This window comes from Psychrobacter sp. Ps1 (assembly GCF_022129425.1).
In the GTDB taxonomy this organism is placed as follows: Bacteria; Pseudomonadota; Gammaproteobacteria; order Pseudomonadales; family Moraxellaceae; genus Psychrobacter.
Map to the genome: position 1 here is coordinate 14,450 of NZ_JADQAN010000011.1, position 22,375 is coordinate 36,824.

19 protein-coding genes and 1 riboswitch are annotated in these 22,375 nt (G+C 43.7%); of the genes, 11 read left to right on the plus strand and 8 right to left on the minus strand.

Annotated elements, in window-relative coordinates:
- Nucleotides 1-13 precede the first annotated feature (13 nt).
- From bioB to serB, 5 genes are all read right to left on the minus strand, one after another.
- Nucleotides 14-1,177 carry a biotin synthase BioB gene (gene bioB, locus I3249_RS07125; RefSeq protein WP_269137225.1) on the minus strand — a complete coding sequence of 388 codons (1,164 nt, stop codon included), beginning with the start codon at nt 1,175-1,177 and terminating at the stop codon, nt 14-16.
- A gap of 245 nt (nt 1,178-1,422) precedes the next feature.
- Nucleotides 1,423-1,929: an SCP2 sterol-binding domain-containing protein gene (locus I3249_RS07130; RefSeq protein ID WP_102090478.1), complete on the minus strand. Its 507-nt coding sequence runs from the start codon at nt 1,927-1,929 to the stop codon at nt 1,423-1,425.
- 206 nt (nt 1,930-2,135) lie between these two features.
- On the minus strand, nt 2,136-2,528 hold the full coding sequence (aciT, locus tag I3249_RS07135) for an AciT family ciprofloxacin tolerance protein (protein ID WP_238069288.1): 393 nt from the start codon (nt 2,526-2,528) through the stop codon (nt 2,136-2,138).
- A 282-nt stretch (nt 2,529-2,810) separates the two neighbouring features.
- Nucleotides 2,811-3,806 carry a DUF368 domain-containing protein gene (locus I3249_RS07140; protein ID WP_238069290.1) on the minus strand — a complete coding sequence of 332 codons (996 nt, stop codon included), beginning with the start codon at nt 3,804-3,806 and terminating at the stop codon, nt 2,811-2,813.
- A gap of 340 nt (nt 3,807-4,146) precedes the next feature.
- A complete protein-coding gene (gene serB, locus I3249_RS07145; protein ID WP_238069291.1) occupies nt 4,147-5,337 on the minus strand; it encodes a phosphoserine phosphatase SerB in 1,191 nt (396 codons plus the stop codon).
- A 434-nt stretch (nt 5,338-5,771) separates the two neighbouring features.
- Here serB and I3249_RS07150 point away from each other — a divergent pair, with 434 nt between their 5' ends.
- From I3249_RS07150 to I3249_RS07175, 6 genes are all read left to right on the plus strand, one after another.
- Nucleotides 5,772-7,229 carry a hypothetical protein gene (locus I3249_RS07150; RefSeq protein WP_238069292.1) on the plus strand — a complete coding sequence of 486 codons (1,458 nt, stop codon included), beginning with the start codon at nt 5,772-5,774 and terminating at the stop codon, nt 7,227-7,229.
- A gap of 186 nt (nt 7,230-7,415) precedes the next feature.
- The gene (locus I3249_RS07155) at nt 7,416-7,652 is read left to right on the plus strand and encodes a hypothetical protein (protein ID WP_057761656.1); all 237 of its coding nucleotides are present in this window, start codon (nt 7,416-7,418) and stop codon (nt 7,650-7,652) included.
- Between the two features lie 298 nt (nt 7,653-7,950).
- A complete protein-coding gene (locus I3249_RS07160; protein WP_101206057.1) occupies nt 7,951-8,508 on the plus strand; it encodes a UPF0149 family protein in 558 nt (185 codons plus the stop codon).
- A 108-nt stretch (nt 8,509-8,616) separates the two neighbouring features.
- Nucleotides 8,617-9,057 carry a YbjQ family protein gene (locus I3249_RS07165; protein ID WP_227673332.1) on the plus strand — a complete coding sequence of 147 codons (441 nt, stop codon included), beginning with the start codon at nt 8,617-8,619 and terminating at the stop codon, nt 9,055-9,057.
- 93 nt (nt 9,058-9,150) lie between these two features.
- A complete protein-coding gene (locus tag I3249_RS07170; protein WP_102090473.1) occupies nt 9,151-9,657 on the plus strand; it encodes a heavy metal-binding domain-containing protein in 507 nt (168 codons plus the stop codon).
- Between the two features lie 305 nt (nt 9,658-9,962).
- Nucleotides 9,963-10,886: a bile acid:sodium symporter family protein gene (locus I3249_RS07175; RefSeq protein WP_179799341.1), complete on the plus strand. Its 924-nt coding sequence runs from the start codon at nt 9,963-9,965 to the stop codon at nt 10,884-10,886.
- A 189-nt stretch (nt 10,887-11,075) separates the two neighbouring features.
- Here the strand turns inward: I3249_RS07175 and I3249_RS07180 are convergent, their stop codons facing one another.
- Nucleotides 11,076-12,218: a formate/nitrite transporter family protein gene (locus tag I3249_RS07180; protein WP_238069293.1), complete on the minus strand. Its 1,143-nt coding sequence runs from the start codon at nt 12,216-12,218 to the stop codon at nt 11,076-11,078.
- A 260-nt stretch (nt 12,219-12,478) separates the two neighbouring features.
- Here I3249_RS07180 and I3249_RS07185 point away from each other — a divergent pair, with 260 nt between their 5' ends.
- The 3 genes from I3249_RS07185 to I3249_RS07195 all read left to right on the plus strand — a co-directional run bounded on the left by I3249_RS07185 (nt 12,479) and on the right by I3249_RS07195 (nt 18,116).
- Nucleotides 12,479-15,448, plus strand: a complete 2,970-nt coding sequence (locus I3249_RS07185; protein ID WP_238069294.1) for a valine--tRNA ligase — start codon at nt 12,479-12,481, stop codon at nt 15,446-15,448.
- A gap of 269 nt (nt 15,449-15,717) precedes the next feature.
- Complete coding sequence (locus I3249_RS07190; protein ID WP_269137226.1) at nt 15,718-16,782, plus strand: RelA/SpoT domain-containing protein; 1,065 nt, start codon at nt 15,718-15,720, stop codon at nt 16,780-16,782.
- A gap of 35 nt (nt 16,783-16,817) precedes the next feature.
- Nucleotides 16,818-18,116 (plus strand): VWA domain-containing protein, encoded by a 1,299-nt coding sequence (locus tag I3249_RS07195; RefSeq protein WP_238069296.1) that lies wholly within the window; start codon nt 16,818-16,820, stop codon nt 18,114-18,116.
- Nucleotides 18,117-18,226: 110 nt separating this feature from the next.
- Here I3249_RS07195 and I3249_RS07200 read toward each other — a convergent pair whose 3' ends face one another.
- The gene (locus I3249_RS07200) at nt 18,227-19,123 is read right to left on the minus strand and encodes an ABC transporter substrate-binding protein (RefSeq protein WP_238069297.1); all 897 of its coding nucleotides are present in this window, start codon (nt 19,121-19,123) and stop codon (nt 18,227-18,229) included.
- A gap of 171 nt (nt 19,124-19,294) precedes the next feature.
- A riboswitch (TPP riboswitch) is annotated at nt 19,295-19,411 on the minus strand.
- A gap of 431 nt (nt 19,412-19,842) precedes the next feature.
- Between I3249_RS07200 and I3249_RS07205 the strand changes: the two genes are divergently transcribed.
- Together I3249_RS07205 and I3249_RS07210 are read left to right on the plus strand one after the other, a co-directional pair.
- Entirely contained in the window at nt 19,843-20,265 is a 423-nt protein-coding gene (locus tag I3249_RS07205) for a YbaN family protein (RefSeq protein WP_238069298.1), read from the plus strand.
- Nucleotides 20,266-20,508: 243 nt separating this feature from the next.
- Nucleotides 20,509-20,718 carry a cold-shock protein gene (locus I3249_RS07210; RefSeq protein WP_045453470.1) on the plus strand — a complete coding sequence of 70 codons (210 nt, stop codon included), beginning with the start codon at nt 20,509-20,511 and terminating at the stop codon, nt 20,716-20,718.
- A 317-nt stretch (nt 20,719-21,035) separates the two neighbouring features.
- Here I3249_RS07210 and I3249_RS07215 read toward each other — a convergent pair whose 3' ends face one another.
- Nucleotides 21,036-22,160, minus strand: a complete 1,125-nt coding sequence (locus tag I3249_RS07215; protein WP_238069299.1) for a YeiH family putative sulfate export transporter — start codon at nt 22,158-22,160, stop codon at nt 21,036-21,038.
- Nucleotides 22,161-22,375: the final 215 nt, after the last annotated feature.

Here is a 22,375-nt window from a genome sequence, read left to right on the forward strand (position 1 = left end):
CGAGGGCTTTAACTTAATCTGCCAATACTACTTGTGTTTGATGTCCATTCATCGCATCCATGACAGGCAATACTTTAGGTGCTCTTGGTGCGGCAAACTGTTTAGTGAGGCCAAGCTCACGCATGAGTCTGTCATCGCCTGACTGACTTGAGTTGCCAGTAGTAAGAAGCTTGTCACCATAAAAGAATGAGTTAGCACCTGCCATAAATGCCAAGGCTTGCTCAGAATCTGACAGACTTTCGCGGCCAGCAGATAGACGCACGTAGCTAGTCGGGCAGCAAATACGGGCGACAGCAATAGTGCGAATCCACTCAAGTACAGACAGCTGACCTTCGGCCAATACTTTGTCACCAATCGGTGTACCTGCAATAGGTACTAGCAAATTAACGGGAATTGATTCAGGCGCTTTTGGCATTTTTAGCAGCTCAAGTACCCAATCGATGCGGTCATCACGGCTTTCGCCCATACCAACGATATTACCACTACAGACGTTGATGCCAGAGTTACGCACGTTTTCTATTGTATCTAAACGCTCATCATAGCTACGCGTGCTAACGACTTGCTCATAGTAGCTACGCGAAGTATCTAGGTTATGGTTGTAGTAATCCAATCCTGCATCGGCCAACTGTGTTGCTTGATTGGTATCGAGCATACCCAGTGTCATGCAAGTTTCAAGTCCCAATGCTTTTACTTCTTTGATTAGCTCAACTACATAAGGCATGTCTTTGGCACTTGGATGTTTCCATGCGGCACCCATGCAGAAGCGCGATGAGCCACTATTTTTGGCGCGTTTGGCCGCAGCGATGACTTTGTCAACTTCTATGCGCTTTTCTGCTTGTAGTTTGGTAGTGTCGCGATGATGGCCTGACTGTGAGCAGTAGCCGCAATCTTCAGGGCAGTTGCCCGTTTTGATAGAGAGTAGCGTGCTGATCTGTACTTCATTAGCAGTAAAATGCTTTCTATGGATAGTTTGTGCTTGTAACAGCAAGTCCATTAAAGGTAAGTCAAACAGTTGCGCGATTTCTTCACGGCTATATGTCGTAGCTACTTTATTATCAGTTTGAGTCGCGTCTGTGGCTAGACTGGCCAAAAAATTACTGTTGGTCGCATCTGGCTGAGTGGCTAGATCAGTTGGCTGGGTGGCGTCAGGTTCGGAGATGCTAAGCAATCCTGCCATAAGGTAAGTCCTTTTATAAGAATTAAATGTTATTAAATAAAACCAATGTTTTTATCTATTGTCATTTATAAGGTAACAAAAAAGGTTGCCGTATAGTATACCGCAACCTTTTTAGAAAATCAGAACACTGCTAGACAGTATGTATAATTGTCACAGTAGCGCACATAAATAGTAACTATACGTTTGGCTATTTAGTTCTATATTATCCATTCTACCAATGACTACCGCTCAGTGCACCATTCTTTTTATTTACCAAGTTTGTGCTTAGCAATACCAACCCAATGCTCAGCAAATTTCTGTGCTTTATAAGCGTAAGGTTTGGCTTTTTGGATATATGGTTTGCATTCTTCTGGGATAGCTGGAACGATATGCTTGGCAAGTTTGTTGAACCACATCATTAGGCTATAGTCGCCTTCGATGCTCAAGTTACCTTCTTGTACAGCAGTCATAAAGGCAGGCAAGCTACCTTTGGTTAGCAGTCTAACACCAGTCATAGAATCTTTAAAAGTGATGGTCAAATCGGCTTCTTTTGCATGACCGCTTTGTTGACTAAACTGTCCATTATCAAAGCTAAAAGAACGGGCGATATCAGACTCAGTACTAGCAAACTCAATCGTAACTTGGCGATCAGCGAATAACGCTTTGACGTCTTCGTTATCGCTATCAGCTAACATAGACAAACGATAGCCGACGACAGCCAATAAAGCATCTAATGGATCAGATTTGATATCTAATACAGGAACAGTAAACATAGCAGAACTCCTAAAGAAATGAGGCATAAAAATAAAGCGTACTTTATACCAGTTTTTATGACAAATATATAACTGGATTATAAACTATCATAAGGTGTCAACTCTTTAGGAGTTAAGTAGAGAGCGTTAAGTATCTTGTAACATTCGATGTCACTGACGTAAGTAAGGTATTGATATAGACAAACAGAAGTATAAATAGGATAGTTTTAACGAAAACGTGGCTGATAGTTATCATCGTAGACAGGAGTGTGTTCGATATAGCGTGCAGCTTCTAGCTCACGTTGCTGACTAACTGTCTGACTCACATCATCATAGCGTAATGCCCGATACAGTACCCAGGCTGCCAACGGTAACCAACTGATACCCATAGCGATAATATAGCGATGCCATGATGATAGCTCCATCAACATAGGGCGACCGGCTAATATATTTTGAATCAACTCAACGGTGAACCAGTAGGCCATACCGCCAAACAGATATAGCAGTAGCCAACGATATGACGATACGGCAAGCACCACTACTAAACTGGCTAGCAGTCCATAACCAAGCCATGCCGAGCCGCTCCATGCCTCTACACCGATAAAAGAAAATATAGTCATTAACATCATTCATCTCGCTATTCATAAGGTGAATTCCAATAAGACTATTATGAGAGGTTATTGAGTAAAGCTGAAGAGGGTGCAGGCGACTTTGCGACAACCGTTGACGTTTGGTTTTTTGGCTTGTTTTGCGATATTTGATGGCTAGATGTTAGGCTAAGCGCCGTGAGGAATGGCGCTTATTTTGAGGAATACGCAAATGGTTTTTCTAGTCTAGGACGACGTTTATTAGCTAGCAAACTAGGCCAAACTAGAAAGCAGGATTGACAGTTTGCTAAATACTTAGACTCGATTGGTACGATTACCCCACCAAGATAATAACGAAACTAAGATGGCACTGAGTAGCATAAGTCCTACTGTCGTTGACCACTGTGCGCCAGTAGGGTATTGCCACGGCATGACATTATGAACAGCTTCAGTGTTGAGCGAGCCTAGCGCATCTACTTTCCATGGCCATACTTTTATTAGAGAGCCTGCGATAAAGCCTGTCAGCAATGCCAAAGTAGCTTGGTAATAATGCGACAGTAGCCACTTAAGTGCGCGCGTGAATAACAATAGCCCAGTCGCCATACCCGCAATGACTGTGAAAATGGCACTCAGATTCATCGTATCGACCGCTTCTAATACCGCGTCGTAAGCACCTAACAAAAGCAAAATAAACGACCCTGATATCCCTGGTAGGATCATGGCACAAATAGCAATTGCCCCTGCAAAAAACAAATACGGTAAGCTAGGCGTGGTCGTAAGCAACGGCATACTACTGATGACTATGGCGGCAATAAGCCCAGTCGCGAACAGTGCGACACGTCCTATATTCCAGCGCTTAATTTCACTAAGTAAGATAAATACCGTTGCGACGACCAATCCAAAAAAGAACGACCAAATAAACAATGGTTGGTTGTCCAATAAATGCTTAATGATACCGGCTAAGGTTGCAAAGCTAGTGGCAATACCCAGTAGCAAACACAATAGAAACGTCGCGTCTACTTGTCGCCAAATCGCCGCGAATCCTTTGATGCCACCTTCCTGACGAAATATCGTCCAAAGATTGGGGCCGATACTACCAAGCGCGTTAATCAAGCGCTCGTAAATCCCTGCAATCAGCGCAATAGTGCCGCCAGAGACGCCAGGTACGATATCAGCTGCGCCCATGGCCATACCTCTGATATAGATACCTACCAGCTGCTTTGGGCTATCTGTATGTACAGGTGCCGTATCTTGTTCTAGTGGCGTTGGCGCTGACGGCTGAGTTGGCCGTGGAGATTGTGGTGCCGTCATGGGCATTCCTTTATCATTTAAAAATAAGTGTCATCTGAAAGTAAGCATTAGCTAAAAATAAGTAGCATCTAAAAATGAGTAATAACTAAAACAGGCGTTAGCTAAACATCAGTATGAATAGCAGATTTTATTAATTATTGTAACGTACTAGGGCGTGTCTTCCATTCACTTAATAGTCATTTAACTGGACTAAAAATGGTCAAACATCGTCAAATAGCTAGTTAATATACCGATACTATCTACGCTATTTTTCTTGTCTAAGCCACGCCCTAAAGCATAAAAGCCAGATTAATGACAAAACATTAACCTAGCTTATTGAATGGCATAAGGCGTTCTGCAATTACTCAGTAGGCGCCAGTGCAGGATAGCCAAGAGCGTACAGAGTACCTTCAAGCCCTGTCACGTTGATAGCGGCATCAGCACGTGCTTGAACGATTGGTTTGGCATGATAGGCCACACCCAGATCAGCCAGTGCCATCATCGGTAAGTCATTGGCCCCATCACCGACACAGACCACTTGTGACATCTCAATGCCTAAGCGCTCAGCGGTATGCTCAACGATAGCGGCTTTTTTGGCACCATTGACAATAGGCCACTGTACATGACCAGTGACTTCACCTTCCTCGATATCTAGAGCGTTGGCATGCACTTCATCGATACCCAACTGCTCAGCGATATAACGGGCAAAATAAGTGAAGCCGCCCGAGACCAGCACCGTATGATAACCCAGTGCTTTTAGCGCACTAATCGTTGTGCGCGCACCAGTCGATAATGTTAGGCGACTACAGATATCATCCAGCACATCAGTAGAAGTGCCTTTTAGCAAGGCCACACGCTGAGCAAATGATTCATCAAAGTCAATTTCACCGCGCATTGCTGCTTCAGTGATGGCTTCAACTTCTTCGCCAATACCAGCCGTTTTTGCCAGCTCTACGATGACTTCTTGCTCGATCAAGGTCGAGTCCATATCAAAGCAGGCAAGCTTGTGTGTCCGCAGCATATGACCGACAGACAGGATATGACAGTCCACGACGTTTATGTTGCCTGTGCTATCTGCACTGCGTGTATTGTTATATTCTTCAGTTAGGTCACGACGCAGGCGAGCGGTCAGTTGATCATCAATGATGTGAGCGGCTGCGGTTTTTTTGCCAGGGTGCATCAGCGTGTCAGTGACTGGTACTAGCAGATAACGGTAGACTTGAGTATGGGTAAAGGGTAGGCGCTGTGCGTCTGCAGCTGTAGGCTCTGTATCAGATACCATGATATTGACGAAGCTAGCGTCAGTATCTTCGGCAACGGTCACTAGATGCCAACTTGGCTGTTCATCGACCCACGACTGAACGTACTGATGAATATCCAATGCAGATACCTGAGTCGGCAGTACTACGATGAGCGCAAAAACAGGTAGCGACTGTAGCGCATCAAAGTCTTGCAAATTGGTATTTTCGGGTAATAATGCCGCAATAGAATCAACGGCTTGTTGCCATGCTTTGCTGTCTTTTGGTAACGAATAAGATGTATTTTTTGGCATGGCTCAATTGTCCCTTGTATGCTCATATAAGATTAGGAATAATAACAGTTTTACTGGGCAGCGCCTATAGATGACGCGCAAAGTAACAATGATGCTAAAAAACAGATTTTATGGCGTAAGAAGTCATAGAAAATGCAATAAATTTATTATGATAAATTTATAAAGCGCTCACGCTATAAGGCTTATTATGGTGATATAGTAGATGAGATAAGCTGGCTGTTTATCAACGATGCTTTCTTCTTAACGATGCCTTCGCAAAAGATAGCGAAGCTGGCAACAATATTGATGGTGTTGATAGTCATTAATAAGCAGTACTGCTTTATCACTATGTGCGCACTACCATTGGCGCGCGTCACAATTGTTTAAAAATTAGCCAAAAAATGAGCAATAGCTTCGTTTTTTAATTTCTTCTCTCCAAAAAAGTTTAACATATCATGACGTATTTAGCGCCGCGGCAAGGGTTGTTTGCCATTATTCTTCTGGTTAGTTTTTGTTTGCAGACGCTGTTATTGGTCATTAGTACTGACCAACAGTTGAGCAATAGTCGTGCGTTAAAAGGCGAGCAGATGGTCGCCCAGCTGATTGAAGAAGCAAGGTTGTCTTTAGAAAATAAAGACCGTGTGAGTTTAAGCGTTATTGCCAATCGCTATACCAGCGAGCAAGACGTCACACGGATACTGATTAAGGACAACAACGACGATATCTTAGTGCCAGTAGGCAACGCGCCGATGCAACAGGGTGACACTATTCGTCAAATCGCCACCAATGGCGATGCAGTCATCGGTAGCGTTGCACTGACCCTAAAAGACGTCAGCAAAGGCGAGATTATAGCCATGCAATGGCCGTTTGTCATCGGCACCATGCTGCTGCATTTACTGCTTTGGTTGATTTACGGTTACCTCGCTCGTCCGACCAAAGAGCAAATCAATGCATTAAGTCGAGATATCCAAGAGCTGTATCGCGACCAATATAGACCAGTCGATCAACGCGGCTACGACCGTGAACTTGAGCGCCAGTCAACGGGTCAGTCAGCGCCTCATTTAGCAGACAGTCAAGTGGCGATTGATAATACGGCAAACGCAGCAGATGACGAAGTGACTAATGCACGCAAGTTTAATGTACATAATGAAGTGAACGAGTATCTTAGAACTCAGCAAAACCAAGAGACAGGTAGCGATACTGACAATCTAGCGAGTGCGAGTGAAGGTAGCGAAAGCGAGATAGCGGATACAGATAGTGTTGCTTCTCAAGTTACCAGTCATACGTCTAAGCTATCTGCCACCCGGTCTGTTGATAGCGTCAAAGTCCAAGTCGTATTCCATGATGAGTTCAATATGCTTGAACGCCTTGCACCTGCGCAGCGTCTGCCTTATCTAGCACTCTGCACCCAGCTGCTCAATCAAGCCGTGACTGAGCTACTAAGACAACCATTGCTACTGGGCGTGAGCGCGATGAATGAAGCGCACTTCGAAGATAATGGCGCAAGTGTGGTACTAAAGGCTGATAATAGCCATGCAAAAGTGGCACTCGCAGGCGTAATGCTTGCCAAGCTATATTTAATGCTCAACAAAATTATCCATGATAAGCATATTGAGCTGTCGCGTTTTGCTTTGCCAGCGAAAGCAGGCGTGAGTGATGACGCGCAGTCAGAGCCAATGACTCACCTGCTCCAGAGTATCGGCAAAAAAGAGCAGCTATTAATACTATTGCCAAATGCCGGCCTCAAGCAAATAAGCAATCATGTACAAGTACATAACATCATGCGTCCAACCACTGTCTATGAGCGCGAGTGTGCGATATTTGATGGGGCTAACGACTCATTGATTCAGCGTTTGGCCGATGTGCGCAACGCAGTTCTTATGATTGAAGATGAGGATGAGCTACACATTTAATGCCGACTGTATTTGGTCATTTATATTACAATTGTCTGTTATATAGCCTACTGGACTATCTTAATCGTAGAGTTGAAATGTACCATATTGCGAAAAAGGATTGACAACATTCAATAGAGACTTTATAAGGCATATATATATTGATGTATTCTTAATACCCTTGCCTAAAAATGATAGGAGTTTGTCATGAGTGACGCTGATATTGACGACGATTTTGATGATGATTTTGTCGACGATGATGATGCAAAGATGGTTGAAGAAGCTGAGACGAGCGTACGCACACGTTTAAGTAGTCTTGAAAAACGTCGGCTAATCGATAATTTGCTAGAAGAAAAGCGTTTGGCTAAAGAGTTAAAAGACGATCTAGACGACATAGACAACTTCGATGAAGACGGCGATGATTGGGATGATGACGATTTTTAATTTGTCAGCATCAGTCGTTTCAGTGGACTAAAGTGCTTTAGTGGCTACTTTGACAGCAGTGGCTATTTTAATGACTAAAATTATTTAGCCAGTCGAATTGGTTGCCTGCTATTTGTTACTTTTCTAATTTTCTAGGGTTGCTCGCAACCAGTTCATCTCGATAATACCTACCTGATGGAGGTTGCTTGAGTTTGATTAACTAAGCAGCCTTTAGTCTTAAAATAAGTACTCGTCCTCTTTTATTTAACCGATCGCCCACTGCGATTGATGACATCTATCTGCTAAGGAAAACCAAATTATGAGTAACCAACTAAGTTTTGATGAATTACTAGACTATTTGGACAATCAAGAAAGCCAGTTCGTGCTAGATAGTGTCGCAGCGCATGGTTTTTTGACGGCGACAGTCATCGGTCGTCCATTGCCTAACTGGATGGATGCCCTCTTTGAAGGTCACGTGAGTGAGATTCCAGACAACGTCATCGACGGCATAAAACGCTGGCGTGATTCGATTATGGCTGAGCTAAAAAACGAGACGCCTATTGAATTACCATTTGGTGAAGATGCTGGCAACGAAGAAGTGGCGGTTGATTTCTCTGACGAGTCAGACATCGTTGCTTGGTCAATCGGTTTCGTCGATGCCATGTATGGTGATGAAGCAAGCGACTGGTTTGAAGATCAAGAAACGGCAGAAGACGTCGCGGTATTGACTTTGCCAATGATCGTACTAAGCGGTATCGATGATGAAGATCCAGAGCTGTCTGAGATGCGTAAAGACGAAGATAAAATGGTACAGATGGCCAATAGCATCGAAGGCAATTTGACTGAATTGTTTTTGTTGTTTCATACCAACGATTAATAATATTAAGAAACAGCGCTGCTAGCAGTGCTGTTTTTGTCTTGTCTATGCTGTATCGCAGCGTCTTGATTTACTATACGTTTTATAAGTCACCGATAAGGTCATCCTATGACTGTGCAACTCTCTAACCTTGAACACTTACCTAACTATCAAATTACCGAGCGCCTAGACGTGGTGTACGGTAGTACCGTGCGTTCAAAGCACGTCGGTAAAGACTTGTTTGCTGGGTTAAAAAACATCGTTGGCGGTGAGCTGACGGCCTATACCGAGCTATTAGAAGAGTCACGTCAAGAAGCAATCGATCGCATGATTGTCAAAGCAGAGGCGTTAGGTGCCGATGCGGTGGTCGGTCTGCGTTTTTCGACTTCTAGTATCGCCCAAGGTGCCTCAGAGCTGTTTGTCTATGGTACGGCGGTCAAGGTCGCGCCGATATCACAGGAGCAATATCAAAACCCACCAAGCGATGGTTACAACCATTCTAGTCAAAATTTGAGTACTCAGACCCAAGTCGCACCTGATGACTTACCGCGTTTCAACCCTTTTGGTTAGTCCTATAATACTGAAAGCTACAATACTAAAAACTACAATACCGAATCCTATAATGCTAAAAGCACCGATGCTTTTTACGATGAGAAACGTGCTATGAATGATTCACTCACGCAAGTGCTCATCAACTATGGGCCGTTTGTCTTCTTATTCGCGGCTGGCTGGTTCTTCGGATCGCGTCATGAGCGTCAGCATTTGGCACAGTTAACAGTAGCAGAGCAAGCATTGGGCGATATTACTGTCTCAAGCGAACGTCTATACCGTCCCAAGTTAGCAGCGGGTAGTGAAGGCGAGCTGGTACTTGGTAGTGTCGTCATCGCTCAAGATTATTTCAAAATGATTATCGCTCGCGTATTAAGTGTCTTTGGCAAAAACTTAACCACCTATGAGACTTTGCTAGATCGTGCGCGCCGCGAAGCCATTGTTCGTATGCGGACTGAGGCAAAAGCCAAAGGCTACACACATATCTATGGGTTACGCCTTGAGGTAACCAATGTCAACCAATTAGGCAGTATGGTCGAAGCCATCGCCTACGGTACAGCTGTTATCAGTATTAACCATATTCACTCTACATCTGCTATAAATCATAAAATCCCCGCCTAAATCATTTCTACTTTTTTATCAAGTGTAAAAACCTATAATTGACTGACGAGTAGTCAGAAAAATCAAAACCATACACTTTTACAACGATATACTGAATTTTGCCGTTCCGTTATTATTTCGGTTCGTAGTAACCAGTTTTATCAAAAATTGTCGGTTTAAAAACACGACTGTATGAAAAAGTGTCATATAAAGAGCTGACAACGTCGGTGGCTTTTACCCAAGATATCAGCAGGATTGGCTGATTGAGCATGACGAGATTGTCATAAACCTGCCCGTGTAAGGGCTCTATCTACAAGGATGTAGTTATGGAAGGTGTTGAGTTAGTCACGTTTATAAATGCAAAAGTCATTCCCATTAGTATCTTTTTGATTATGATGGGGATGGGATTGTCCTTAGTTACCAATGATTTTAAGAGAGTCGTCAAATACCCTAAAGCAGTCGCCATAGGCTTGACCAATCAGCTAATATTTTTGCCGCTCGTAGGTTTTGCTTTGGCAACCACCATGTCTCTCGAGCCAGAGTATGCCGTTGGGGTTATGTTGCTAGTACTGTGTCCTGGTGGCACGACATCGAATCTATTTACCTATTTAGCCAAAGGTGACGTCGCACTTTCGGTCACCATGACCGCTATTGCCAGTGTCATTACCGTATTTACCATTCCTATCGTTCTTAGTTTTTCGCTCGTATACTTTATGGGTGCGGGTAGTGAGTTCCAGCTGCCAGTGGTCAAGACCATGATCAGCCTAATTGCTCTGACTATCTTACCCGTCAGTATTGGTATGTTGATCAAACGCTACGCCCCTAATGCTGCAGACAAGGGACAGGTGATGGTGTCTCGTTTTGGCGTGATATTTTTGAGCTTCTTGGTACTTTTCTTAAGTTATGTGCAACGAGACATTATCGTTGAAGCGTTAATCGCTACTGGCCCTGTGGCATTGATATTGAACGTATCGACGATGGCGCTTGGTTATTACACCAGTAAATGGTTCGGTCTAAATCCTGCACAAAGACGCTCGATTACTATGGAAGTCGGCCTACAAAACAGTACGCTTTCAATGTTTATGGCACTGACGCTATTGGCTAACTATAAGATGTCGATGACGCCAGCCATTTATACGCTAATCATGTTCTTGACCGCTGGTATCATGGTCAGAGTATTTACTGCCCAGCATAATAAAGCCAAAAGAACCGAGATAGAAAACAGTGTATTGGCAGCACGTAGAATGTAAGAGGTTTAAAATAACCGTAGTAACGCACTGTTGCGCCCGTTGAGACAGTACTTGGCAAAAATCAACAATGTATGATGCAATAAAAAAAGCCCATAATCCGCTTTGTATAATGAAGCAGGTTATGGGCTTTTATATTTAGTGCTCGTTTTAACTCAAATCAGTTTAGCTCAAACCAGTTTTATCTCAAGTCTAAAATCTTCGTCTGTCCATTTTCGCTCTTGCCTCGGCGGCTTGTTCTTTGACTTTTTCAATTTCAAACAAGAATGTACGGTTTTTGAGGACCGCGACAAACACCACACCGCCGACCGTATTACCCACCAGTACCACGACTAAAAACACCAAATAACGCCAAAGACTGACGGTATTGCCATATAGTAAGGCAGAAAACACCTCAATATTACCCACGATACTATGATGCAACCCCAAAAACCCAATACTACCAGTGATGAGCGTCACCAGTACGATACGGCTAAGTGTGTCCCGTGCAGAGGTCACTAGCCATGCAGCCACGCCCATCATCCAGCCTGCCAACACCGCGCTACCAAAGATAACCCACCACTCAAAACCTAAGATATGCTCGGCATAGACATCGATGGCATGGTCTGTAAACAGATGCATATGTAGCCCCAGACCAATCATTAATGCTGCAAAGATACAGCCGCCAACGATATTACCAGCGATGACGATGCCCCATAGCCGCAGGAGCTTGTGCAGCGGTTCAATTTTATTCAAGACAGGCAAGCTCAAGAGGGAAGTCTGCTCTGTAAATAATAACGACTGACCAATCACCACGATAATAAAGCCTATCGGATACAGCAGTGACGACAGCACCATGGCATAGCGACTTGGTATCACCTCATTGAGCAAGGCAAACGCTGATAAAATCATAAAAAAGCTGATGCCAATCTCTAGCCCAGCCGTAAAGGAACTGGTAAATAACGAGCCAAGTGAACGCTCAAAGGTTTCTTTTGCGTGGATAACTTGCTCGACTAAGATGCTAGCGTAGCTTTTTGCTTGGCTTAGATTGTCGTCACTGGCGACCTTTTTGATGGTTTCTTTGTCTTCGTCGCTGATTTCTTCTGGTAGGTCATCATTTTCTAAGTCTTCGGTGGCTTTGATAGGTTCGTCTGCGTCACTATCTGAAGTTTCGTTTGCATGACTGTCTGTAGTGTCGTCTGCGTCCTTATTTACCTCAATGTCTTTAGAATGGCTGCCGCTTTCTTTTGGTGTATCGTTACCTTCAGGTATAGGAGTAGTGGTACTCGCATTTGTACGCTCATTGTTTGATAGATTAGCCTGGGAATCATGGTCATGCTCGGTATCTTGGGACACGGTTGGCTCGCTGGTTATAGGCTAATGATTTTGCTGCATAAGTAATCTCTATTATATTTCCCATTCTTCGGATTGCTGTTGTTAATTGATTAACAATTTAGGTAATAAATCGCCTTCAGGCTTTATAAATTGTCTTACCATCTAACAAAATCTGCCTATCTGCGTTAAAATCACACTATCAACTATTTTTCCTGTTTTTATAGCGTTGTGCGCTATCTCATTTTGACCACATTCATTATCAACAATAAGATCACCCTATTATGAGCAATCCTAATACCGATACCAGCATTGATAGCAATGCGAAAACCAATCTGACCCAGTCGATCCAAGCGGCGCTAAGCCAATTAGAGAGCGCCTATAATCCTGCGGAAGTCGAAGCAGGTATGTATCAAGGCTGGGAAGAAAGCGGCTATTTTCAGCCGACTTTTGATAAAGACGAGTCGTTTTCTATCGCGCTGCCACCGCCAAACGTCACTGGCTCGCTACACATGGGTCATGGTTTTAATAATGCTATTATGGATGCGCTCACCCGTTATCACCGTATGGATGGTGAAAATACGCTATGGCAGCCAGGTACAGATCATGCGGGTATCGCCACCCAGATGGTCGTTGAGCGTCGTTTAGAAGCGCAAGGTATCAAGCGCCGTGATATGACGCGTGCAGATTTCATCGATAAAGTATGGGAATGGAAAGAAGAGTCGGGCGGCAATATCACTAGCCAGATTCGCCGTTTGGGTAGCTCGGTTGACTGGTCGCGTGAGCGTTTTACCATGGATGATGGTCTGTCTAACGCAGTAAAAGAAGTGTTCGTTCGTCTGTTCGACGATGGTTTAATTTATCGTGGTAAGCGTTTGGTGAATTGGGATCCAAAATTCCAAACCGCATTATCTGATTTGGAAGTAGAAAACCACGACGAAAAAGGTAGCTTGTGGCATTTCCGCTATCATTTCACGGATGCAGAGCTAACCACTCAAGATGGTAAAAACTATCTGGTCGTTGCTACCACGCGTCCTGAAACATTGCTTGGTGATACCGCTGTCGCCGTTAATCCTAGCGATGAGCGTTATGCACACTTGGTCGGCAAAACCATTACCTTGCCAATTACGGGTCGTGTCGTGCCTATCGTCGCTGATGACTATGTCGAAAAAGACTTCGGTACGGGTTGTGTCAAAATTACTCCAGCGCATGATTTTAACGATTATGAACTAGGGCGTCGTCATAGCTTGCCATTGATTAACATCCTTGATGAGCGCGCCAACATTTTGCCAGCGATGGAAGTCTATCCTGACTTGCAGACACGTGAGCCAGAGCTAGAGACTACGCCTAGCGAGTATGCCGGACTTGAGCGTTTTGCCGCGCGTAAGTTCCTTGTTGAGCAAGCAAAGGATCAGGGCTGGCTAGAAGATATCGAGGACTACGCACTAAAAGCCCCGCGTGCTGAGCGTGGCGGTACGATCGTTGAGCCGTGGTTGACCGATCAGTGGTATGTCGCAGTTAAAGAGCTTGCCAAGCCTGCGATTGACGCAGTAGAAGACGGCAGCATTGAGTTCGTCCCTGCGCAGTACAAAAACATGTATATGGCGTGGATGACCGATCTACAAGACTGGTGTATCAGTCGTCAGCTGTGGTGGGGTCATCGTATCCCTGCATGGTATGACGATGCGACAGGTGAAATCTATGTCGCCCGTGACGAAGCGGAAGTGCGTAGCAAATACAACCTAAGCGACGATGTAAAACTGCGCCAAGACGACGACGTACTCGATACATGGTTTAGCTCTGGTCTATGGACGTTCAGTACGCTTGACTGGGCAGACGTCAACGCTGATCCACGCGTGATGGACACTTTCCACCCGACCAGCGTGCTCGTGACAGGTTTTGATATTATCTTCTTTTGGGTGGCCCGCATGATCATGATGACCATGCACTTCGTGAAAAACGAAGACGGCACGCCGCAAGTACCGTTTAAGACCGTCTATGTGCATGGTCTGGTACGTGATGGCAACGGTCAAAAAATGTCAAAATCAAAGGGTAACGTCTTAGATCCGATCGATCTAATTGACGGTATTGAGCTAGAAGCGTTGGTCGAAAAACGTACCAGCAATATGATGAATCCAAAAGACGCGGCCAAGATTGAGAAGCAAACGCGTAAAGAGTTCCCAGAGGGTATCCCAGCTTATGGTACGGATGCACTGCGCTTTACCTTCACGTCCTTAGCCAGTACGGGTCGCGATATCAACTTTGATCTAAAGCGTGTCGAGGGCTATCGTAACTTCTGTAATAAAATCTGGAACGCCAGCCGTTTTGTACTCATGAACTGTGTCGATGGCGAAGGCAGTGCCAAGCCTATCGACCAAACGGCGAACCCTGACGTTTGGGAATTGCCAGAAAAATGGATCATGAGTCGTCTAAACTCTAGCATCAAAGACATTCATCAGCATTTCGCTCAGTATCGTCTCGATATGGTCAGCCAAGATATCTATGAGTTCATCTGGAATGAATACTGTGATTGGTACGTTGAGCTTGCCAAAGCCAGCCTAAATGATGACTCGGTATCTGACGAGCGTAAAGCGCAAATCCGCTATGTACTACTGCACGTACTAGAGACGGCACTACGCTTCACGCATCCAATCATGCCATATCTGACCGAGCAAATCTGGCAGACCATCGCGCCGCTACTGGGTCGTAAAAACACCGACAGCATCGTGGTCGCTGACTATCCACAGACCGATGCCAGCCAAATTAGTGAGCAGACCGAAGCGGATATGGCGTGGCTACAGGAGCTAATCGCTAGCGTCCGTAACATCCGTGGTGAGATGAAACTGGGTAACGCCGTCCGTTTGCCAGTGCTACTACAAAATATCTCTGCTGATGAAGATGCGCGTCTATCACGTATCAAAAACCAGTTCAAAGCGCTTGCCAAAGTCGAGAGCTTAGAGATCGTCAAAGAAGGCGATGAGGTGCCACTATCATCATCAAGTATGGTCGGTCAGCTACGGGTACTCGTACCGATGAAAGGGCTCATCGATCCAACGGCTGAGCTGGCACGTCTGGGCAAAGCGCATGAAAAGCTACAAAAGCAAGCCGATGGTATCGCGCGTAAGCTAGGTAATGAAGGCTTTGTCAGTAAAGCACCTGCGGAAGTGGTCGATGCTGAGAAAGCGAAACTGGCTGAGTTAGAAGGGCAGTTGACCGCGATGACGGCGCAGATGGAGCAGTTGAAGGCGTTGTAATTTAAAAGTAGATATCTATATTAAAAAGAACGCTATCACGATTGTGATGGCGTTTTTTATTGTCTACTGGTTAGTTCTTTATTTCAGACTTTATCTATATGCTATTGATAAACATCTGTGTGTTATGATTCATCATACTGTATGTTTCTACGACTTTGTTATTTAAAACGAAGTCGGTAAATAATGTTTTCCGAAATCAGTGATAAATACAGCCTTCTGAGTATTTTTAAAATACAACAAGATTTATATCCGATAGTGAGTACCTTCGAATGAAGTCCAACACATACTACAACAACGTATATAAGCTTATATCTGAAGACTTTAATAACAGGCAGGCTCATGAAGTGATAAGAGAGTGGCGATCTCACAACATTTATACATTGGATATAGCTTCAAAACTATTAGAAAGAATTGTCAAAAATCTAAATCTTAAGAATTGCTACATAGGTCAACGACTAAAAAGGCTAGTGTCAATAAAACAGAAATTAGTCAAAAGTAAAGGTATGAGACTTACAAAAATGCAGGATATTGTAGGTGTAAGACTTGTAGTCAATGATTTAAAAGAGCTAGCAAAGGTAGTTAAGTTATTGCAAAAAGGTAAAATTTTAGGTAAAAATATTTCTCTCGTTAGAGAGTTTAATTATATAAAAAAACCTAAAGAAGATGGGTATAGAAGCTACCATATAACTTTCGAAATAACGAATAACCATAAAGGTGTAGAGTACAAAAGATTATTTGAGTTACAAGTTAGGACGAAGTCACAGCATGCATGGTCTACTGTGGTAGAAACTATAGGGACCTATATGGGAGTAGATTTCAAAGGGGGCGATGGCGAAAAAGACTGGAAGAATTTTTTTAAGGAATCTTCTTATATATTTTCATGGTTTGAGAAGTTTGAAAGTGGTCGTAAGCACCTTACTGTAGATGACGCGGAAGAAGTGATTAGAGGCTCTATAAGGCTTAAAGAGATAATGCTAGAGTTAAAAATAACAGAACTACTAGCGCTCCTTAATAACATGACCTCCGATATAAGCTATAAGCTAAATGAAACTTCCAAGAACGACTATGCAATTATATTTATTGACTACATTAAAAAAGAAAGTGTAGTGAGAACTTATCCTAAAGCGGCATCTAAAACTGTTAATGACCTTTATATTAGATTAGAAGAAGAATTGAATTATACAGATCAAATTCAAGTCTTATTCGTTGAAATTACAAATTTAACTAACTTGAGAAAGGCTTTTCCAAACTTCTACATAGATGTATCTGAATTTATAAGCATTCTAAAAAGGTATTTTGATAGGCTAAATGATTACGCATCCAACTTGAGCTAAATTTTCTAATCTCTCAAATAGATTAAGGGAACACCATGAACCATCTCACCGTCGGACAACGCGCGCCTTTAAGCAATCTTGCTATTGATGATACCGCACCAATCACGCTCAAGTTCACTCGTCAAAGCCCAATAGAGATGGACATCAGCTGCTTTGCCTTAGACGCAGCGGGCAAACTGATCAATGATGATTACATGGTGTTTTATAATCAGCCAACCTCACCGTGCGGGCAAATCAAGCTCACCCATTACGAGTCGCAGCCAACGGCGAGTAAAGGCATCCAAGCCGAGTTTGAAGTGAATTTATCCAAACTGGCTGCGAATATAGACAGCTTGTTTTTTGTATTATCAGCCGACACGCCGCTGAATCAAATTCAATCGTTAGAGATTGGCATTTGGCAGCAGTCACAAAAGGTACAGGCAGAGTATCAAGCAGCAGACTTTGCCCAGCAGCAAGCCAGTATGCTCATGCAGCTTTATCGTAAGGGTGGCGTTTGGCGAGTATCAAACGTCGCGCAAGGCTTTAATGGTGGACTTGCCGCCATCGTGCAGCATTTCGGTGGCGATGTAGAAGAGGGCAGCCCGCAAGTACTCGAGCCGACCGCAGGACCAGTTCAAGCAAAACCATCGTTAGAGAAGGTCATGCTAGACAAAGCCCCAAAACTCGTCAATCTCGCCAAAAAAGCCACGATATCGCTTGAGAAACGTCAATTGCAGCAGTTAACCGCAAAGGTAGCATTGGTGTTAGACGCTTCAGGCTCAATGAACAGACAGTACAAAAAAGGCCGCGTGCAAGAGGTAGTCAATCGCATATTGCCATTGGCAGTGAGCTTCGATGACGACCAAGCGCTAGACTGCTGGGCGTTTGCCCGAGATCCGCAGTATTTGGGCGAGATTGGGCTGAATAACTATGATGGTTTCATTGACAACGCTCATGGCGGCTGGCGCAAATGGGCACTTGGCCCACGCATTAACAATGAAGCAGAAGTCATGAAAGCCGTGACGGAGTTTTATCAAAAAGACGGCTTGGATGTGCCTGTCTACGTGCTATTTATCAGTGATGGCGGGGTGAATGACAATCGCGGTATCACGAGAGTCATGACGGAAGCCGCGAAACTACCGATATTTTGGCAGTTTGTGGGCTTGGGTGGTCGTGGTTATGGTATCCTCAAAAAACTAGACGATATGACAGGGCGCGTGATTGATAATTGCGACTTTTTTGAACTCGATGACTTGGATGATATCAGCGAAGAAGCCTTGTATGAGAATATGCTAGAAGAGTTCCCAATGTGGCTAAAAGAAGCCAAGCAACTAGGCATAGTCAATTCACTATAAAAATATGACTGCGCTAACCTCACTATTCGATTACAGCTAAATAAAAAACCGCCACACCAAACACTATGGCGGTTTTTTTATTCCTCAAAATATCTTAACTTATAAAATATCTATAGCGCCCAAAGCGACTGATACTGCTCATCAGTCAACGTCACAATATCGATCTCGGCCAGCATCTCACGCAGTTCTTGCCATTTATTGGCATCAGGCGTAATCGTCGTGATCAATCTGCCGAGCGTATTATCAATGATGGCATCCATCAGCGTATCAGCCTCGGTTCTACTATAGTCGTAATACATACGGTGGGCAGTGGCTGGCTCATTTTTACACAGTTCAGTCATCTGGCTGGTCACTTGAATAAAGGTATCTATCGCGTCCTTTTTCGCGTTATAGATCTCATTCGTTGTCAGAATCTCTAACGCCGAAAAGTTCGGATAAGGTGACAGATGCTGATCGATAAACTCAAACTCTAACCCTTCGTGAGTTGCCTCAACGCCCTCAAAGTTATAAAAGCACAGCCATGCACCATCTAGGCTTGGGTCTTCTTGCAGGTTTTTGATGTGATAAAAGTCTTTTTGTACAAAGGTCACATTATCACGGCTGATACTAAAGCCATTTTTCTTGGCATAACGCGCCAATATCTCAAAACCAATACGATTGGTTTTTTCTTCAGCAGCAGGGGTGCAGATGCGGATAGGCTGATTGTTTTTTAATTTATTCATGCTAGCGCGTTGCATCAATATACCGCCATCGGTCTCAAAAAAGCAGCCCAGTGCACGTAGAGTAGGCGCGTAATGTTCAAACAGATGGATAGGCTCATTGACATGCAAATCGATACTTTGGTTCTGTAGTTCGGCAAAGCCATCATAGTGGTCATCTGGCTCGATGATAGTAATATCAAGCCCTGCTTGCTCATATGCGCCCGTGGTTACACCAGCGATAAAGGGCAGATGATCAGGGTTTAAAAACCATTCGAGGGTCAGAGTAAGTTTGGTGGTCGGCTGCATGGTTGTTTCCTTTTTGATTATGGAAAACAATCAGACTGATACTATTAAGGTAAAACAAGAAAGGCCAAATAAGAAAAGTGAAGTCTCGATGCTAATTGTCAGATGCTCAGCGTTTAAGATGGTTATCACCAGTACGTCATCTATAGACTGCGCTTATTTATAGACCTCTGAGGGCGTGTCACGCTTGTTTCCTACGTCAGTGCTAACTGCTTCAGGTTCACGGGTGTGTCTCAGCGATGATGTGGGCTGTGTCTACAGCGTTAAATCAAAGCACCCCGACAAGATTGATTGTTATTGCATTATTTTTGATCAGTACTGCTAATGAATCCGTACTGCGAATGGCTATTATCGATAGTTACTGCATCATCATAGACGACTTACAAGATGGGATGCAAGCGTATCGGGAATGACGATGGCAGGTGATGACTGGTGTTCGTTAACCGCTCTTTAGGATAGATGTTGCTTCTCAAAGCTTATCACGGCTTTTTATAAGCGCTTTCAATCGATGTATTAATAAAAGAATGCAGTATTTATTATTGGTACTTACCCAATTACTAACCAAACATACCTATCAATAGCAAAAACCTTATATAAATAGTCTTGTGCGCAGACGGGCGATATTGCATGATTAGCCTTCTATGCCGCTGCTTATCTAATAGGCGCTACTCTAGACAATCGACATTTGGCATAACTGACAACTTACACGACCGACAACTTATATGACCGATAATAAAAAAACGTTCTATTACCGACCTAAGACTGATCAATCCAACAGCCCAATGCTGCGTTGGACCTTTGTGACGCTTGGTTGGCTGTTTTTTATCTTAGGTATTATCGGTATATTGTTGCCAGTGATGCCTACTGCGCCTTTTATCTTGCTAGCAGCAGGTTGCTGGGCACGTAGTTCTCGACGCTTTCATTTTTGGCTGATTAATCATAAATACTTTGGTAAATTCGTCCGTGACTGGGAAGAGAATCATGCCGTTCCGCTTTATGCCAAGTGTTTAGCGACGGTTATGATGGCAGCATCGACAATTATGTTATTTTATCGTTTGCCTGCCGATATGATGTGGATGGCATGGGCGGTAGCCACTGTCTGTAGTGGAGTAGCGATATATTTGTTCCGTTTACCAAATGCCTAAATCCGTTGCAATTTGCGCCAAAATCGGTCAATAAACGGCTCTGGTTACACGAAATATGAGATAAGACTTGCGATACTGGGATGTACCCCTTATAATACGCCCAAGCTTAAGAGCAGTTCTGCACCAAATCATTACCTCGTAGTATTAGTTATAATCCTTCGTTTTAATATTTATCGTTCAGTAGCTATTTGCAAGCGTTACCGGTCACTAGACCATTAATAAATTTAAAAGTAGGATTATACTATGTCAGACGTTCAAAAAGGTACAGTTAAGTGGTTCAACGAAGCTAAAGGCTTTGGTTTTATCGCTCCAGAAACTGGCGCAGACGTTTTTGCTCATTACAGCGAAATCACTGGTTCAGGTTTCAAAACTTTGGCTGAAGGCCAAGAAGTTGAGTTCACTGTAACTCAAGGCCAAAAAGGCCCACAAGCACATAACATCGTTGCTATCTAATTTGTCTTTATAGACAGATAGATGAATAGATGTAGAAAAGCGAACCTTCGGGTTCGTTTTTTTTCGTCTATGTTTTAGCATTTAGAGACTTGGTATTTACAGCATTAGTGTTTAGAGCATTAGTACTTAAGAGGCTGGTATTTAAGAGGCTGGTATTTAAGGTACTGGTATTAAAGTTAGTACTAGTCCAAGATTAAAAGTTTTAGCCAATCATATTAGATTAAATGACAGATGTAAAAAGGCCTCCGACTATAGATAGTTGGAGGCCTTTTACATTATGCAATGACATCAGCAGTTAAGAATGAATATTTAGCTTATTATATAAAGCTAATGCCAATATTGATTAGACCACCGCCCAGTATTAACCAACCGAACATAATAGCACCCAAGATAAGGGGTCTAACGCCAGCTTGCTTGATCGCGCTCAGATGAGTGGTCAGACCTAATGCAAACATGGCCATCGTAAGTAGTACATCATCTAGCATCACCATACTGCGTACAATACTCTCAGATATTGGCACCCATGTATGTATCAACACAATGCCGATAAAGATAAACGCGAACCATGGCACTTTGACTTGTTTAACACGAGTCATAAATGACGCTGTTTCGCTTCTATCACTATCTTCTTCTACAGCCGCACTATCTACGGTGCGCTCTTTGGTTAGCGCAAACGATAACACAAGCAGGAAAGGCGCGAGCATCATGACACGTATCATCTTGGTCACGACTGCGGTATCACCAATCTCGGTATTGATTGCATTACCTGCGACCACGACTTGTGCGACCTCATGGACGGTTGAGCCAGTGTACATGCCGTACTGCTGGGCGCTTAGCCAAGGCTGTAACCAACCAAGATGATATAAAAAAGGATATAGCAGCATCGCGATAGTGCCGAACACCACCACAGTTGCCACGGCGATAGTGACTTTATGGGCCTGCGCGTTGACCACAGGCTCTGCGGCAATGACGGCAGCAGCACCGCAAATACTTGCCCCTGAACCAATTAAAATAACCGTTTCTTTATCGACTTTTAACCATCTAGTGCCTAACCAATAGGTCAGCAAAAAGGTTGACGTCAGTACCAGCGCGTCAGTCATAATCGCTGGCATACCGACACTCGCAACTTGCGTCATGGTCAGTTTAAACCCATAAAACATAATCGCAAGTCGCAATATCTGACCTTTGGCAAAGCAAACACCACCGTTTAAACGTTCAGTGAATTTGGGATAGACGGTATTGCCCAAAATCATACCCAGCAAAATCGCTAGCGTTAAAGAGGATAAGCCGACAATACGTCCGTTTGACCAGATATCCAAACTGCTGTCCAACCATAAGCAAAACAAACTACCGATCAGAACTACCGCTAATCCCGCTAAGTGACGGTGATTAGGGGTATAGTTATGAACGGAGTTGCTGACTGATTGGACGAGTGTGTACATGACGCGGTATCCTATCACTGATATTAAGATAAGCATAAGCTTATGAATAGACAGTATATGCCCGCTGCATTTATAATAAAAACAGATTAATAAGATATAAGCTATCGATTTTTTAGGTTAGAGATTATGATAGAAGTCGATATACCGCGCATAAGCATCAAAAAAGACAAACGTTACGAATAAGACAGGCTGAAAACTGACATAAGGCAACATAG

Bases quoted from the DNA above. Each gene is read 5' to 3' on its own strand.
- aciT (WP_238069288.1), bottom strand. From the start codon at position 2,528: ATGACTATATTTTCTTTTATCGGTGTAGAGGCATGGAGCGGCTCGGCA.
- I3249_RS07190 (WP_269137226.1), top strand. From the start codon at position 15,718: ATGAAGTCCAACACATACTACAACAACGTATATAAGCTTATATCTGAA.
- I3249_RS07175 (WP_179799341.1), top strand. From the start codon at position 9,963: ATGGAAGGTGTTGAGTTAGTCACGTTTATAAATGCAAAAGTCATTCCC.
- I3249_RS07205 (WP_238069298.1), top strand. From the start codon at position 19,843: ATGACCGATAATAAAAAAACGTTCTATTACCGACCTAAGACTGATCAA.
- I3249_RS07155 (WP_057761656.1), top strand. From the start codon at position 7,416: ATGAGTGACGCTGATATTGACGACGATTTTGATGATGATTTTGTCGAC.
- I3249_RS07170 (WP_102090473.1), top strand. From the start codon at position 9,151: ATGAATGATTCACTCACGCAAGTGCTCATCAACTATGGGCCGTTTGTC.
- I3249_RS07150 (WP_238069292.1), top strand. From the start codon at position 5,772: ATGACGTATTTAGCGCCGCGGCAAGGGTTGTTTGCCATTATTCTTCTG.
- I3249_RS07130 (WP_102090478.1), bottom strand. From the start codon at position 1,929: ATGTTTACTGTTCCTGTATTAGATATCAAATCTGATCCATTAGATGCT.
- I3249_RS07140 (WP_238069290.1), bottom strand. From the start codon at position 3,806: ATGACGGCACCACAATCTCCACGGCCAACTCAGCCGTCAGCGCCAACG.
- I3249_RS07215 (WP_238069299.1), bottom strand. From the start codon at position 22,160: ATGTACACACTCGTCCAATCAGTCAGCAACTCCGTTCATAACTATACC.
- serB (WP_238069291.1), bottom strand. From the start codon at position 5,337: ATGCCAAAAAATACATCTTATTCGTTACCAAAAGACAGCAAAGCATGG.
- I3249_RS07160 (WP_101206057.1), top strand. From the start codon at position 7,951: ATGAGTAACCAACTAAGTTTTGATGAATTACTAGACTATTTGGACAAT.
- I3249_RS07200 (WP_238069297.1), bottom strand. From the start codon at position 19,123: ATGCAGCCGACCACCAAACTTACTCTGACCCTCGAATGGTTTTTAAAC.
- I3249_RS07185 (WP_238069294.1), top strand. From the start codon at position 12,479: ATGAGCAATCCTAATACCGATACCAGCATTGATAGCAATGCGAAAACC.
- I3249_RS07165 (WP_227673332.1), top strand. From the start codon at position 8,617: ATGACTGTGCAACTCTCTAACCTTGAACACTTACCTAACTATCAAATT.
- bioB (WP_269137225.1), bottom strand. From the start codon at position 1,177: ATGGCAGGATTGCTTAGCATCTCCGAACCTGACGCCACCCAGCCAACT.
- I3249_RS07210 (WP_045453470.1), top strand. From the start codon at position 20,509: ATGTCAGACGTTCAAAAAGGTACAGTTAAGTGGTTCAACGAAGCTAAA.
- I3249_RS07195 (WP_238069296.1), top strand. From the start codon at position 16,818: ATGAACCATCTCACCGTCGGACAACGCGCGCCTTTAAGCAATCTTGCT.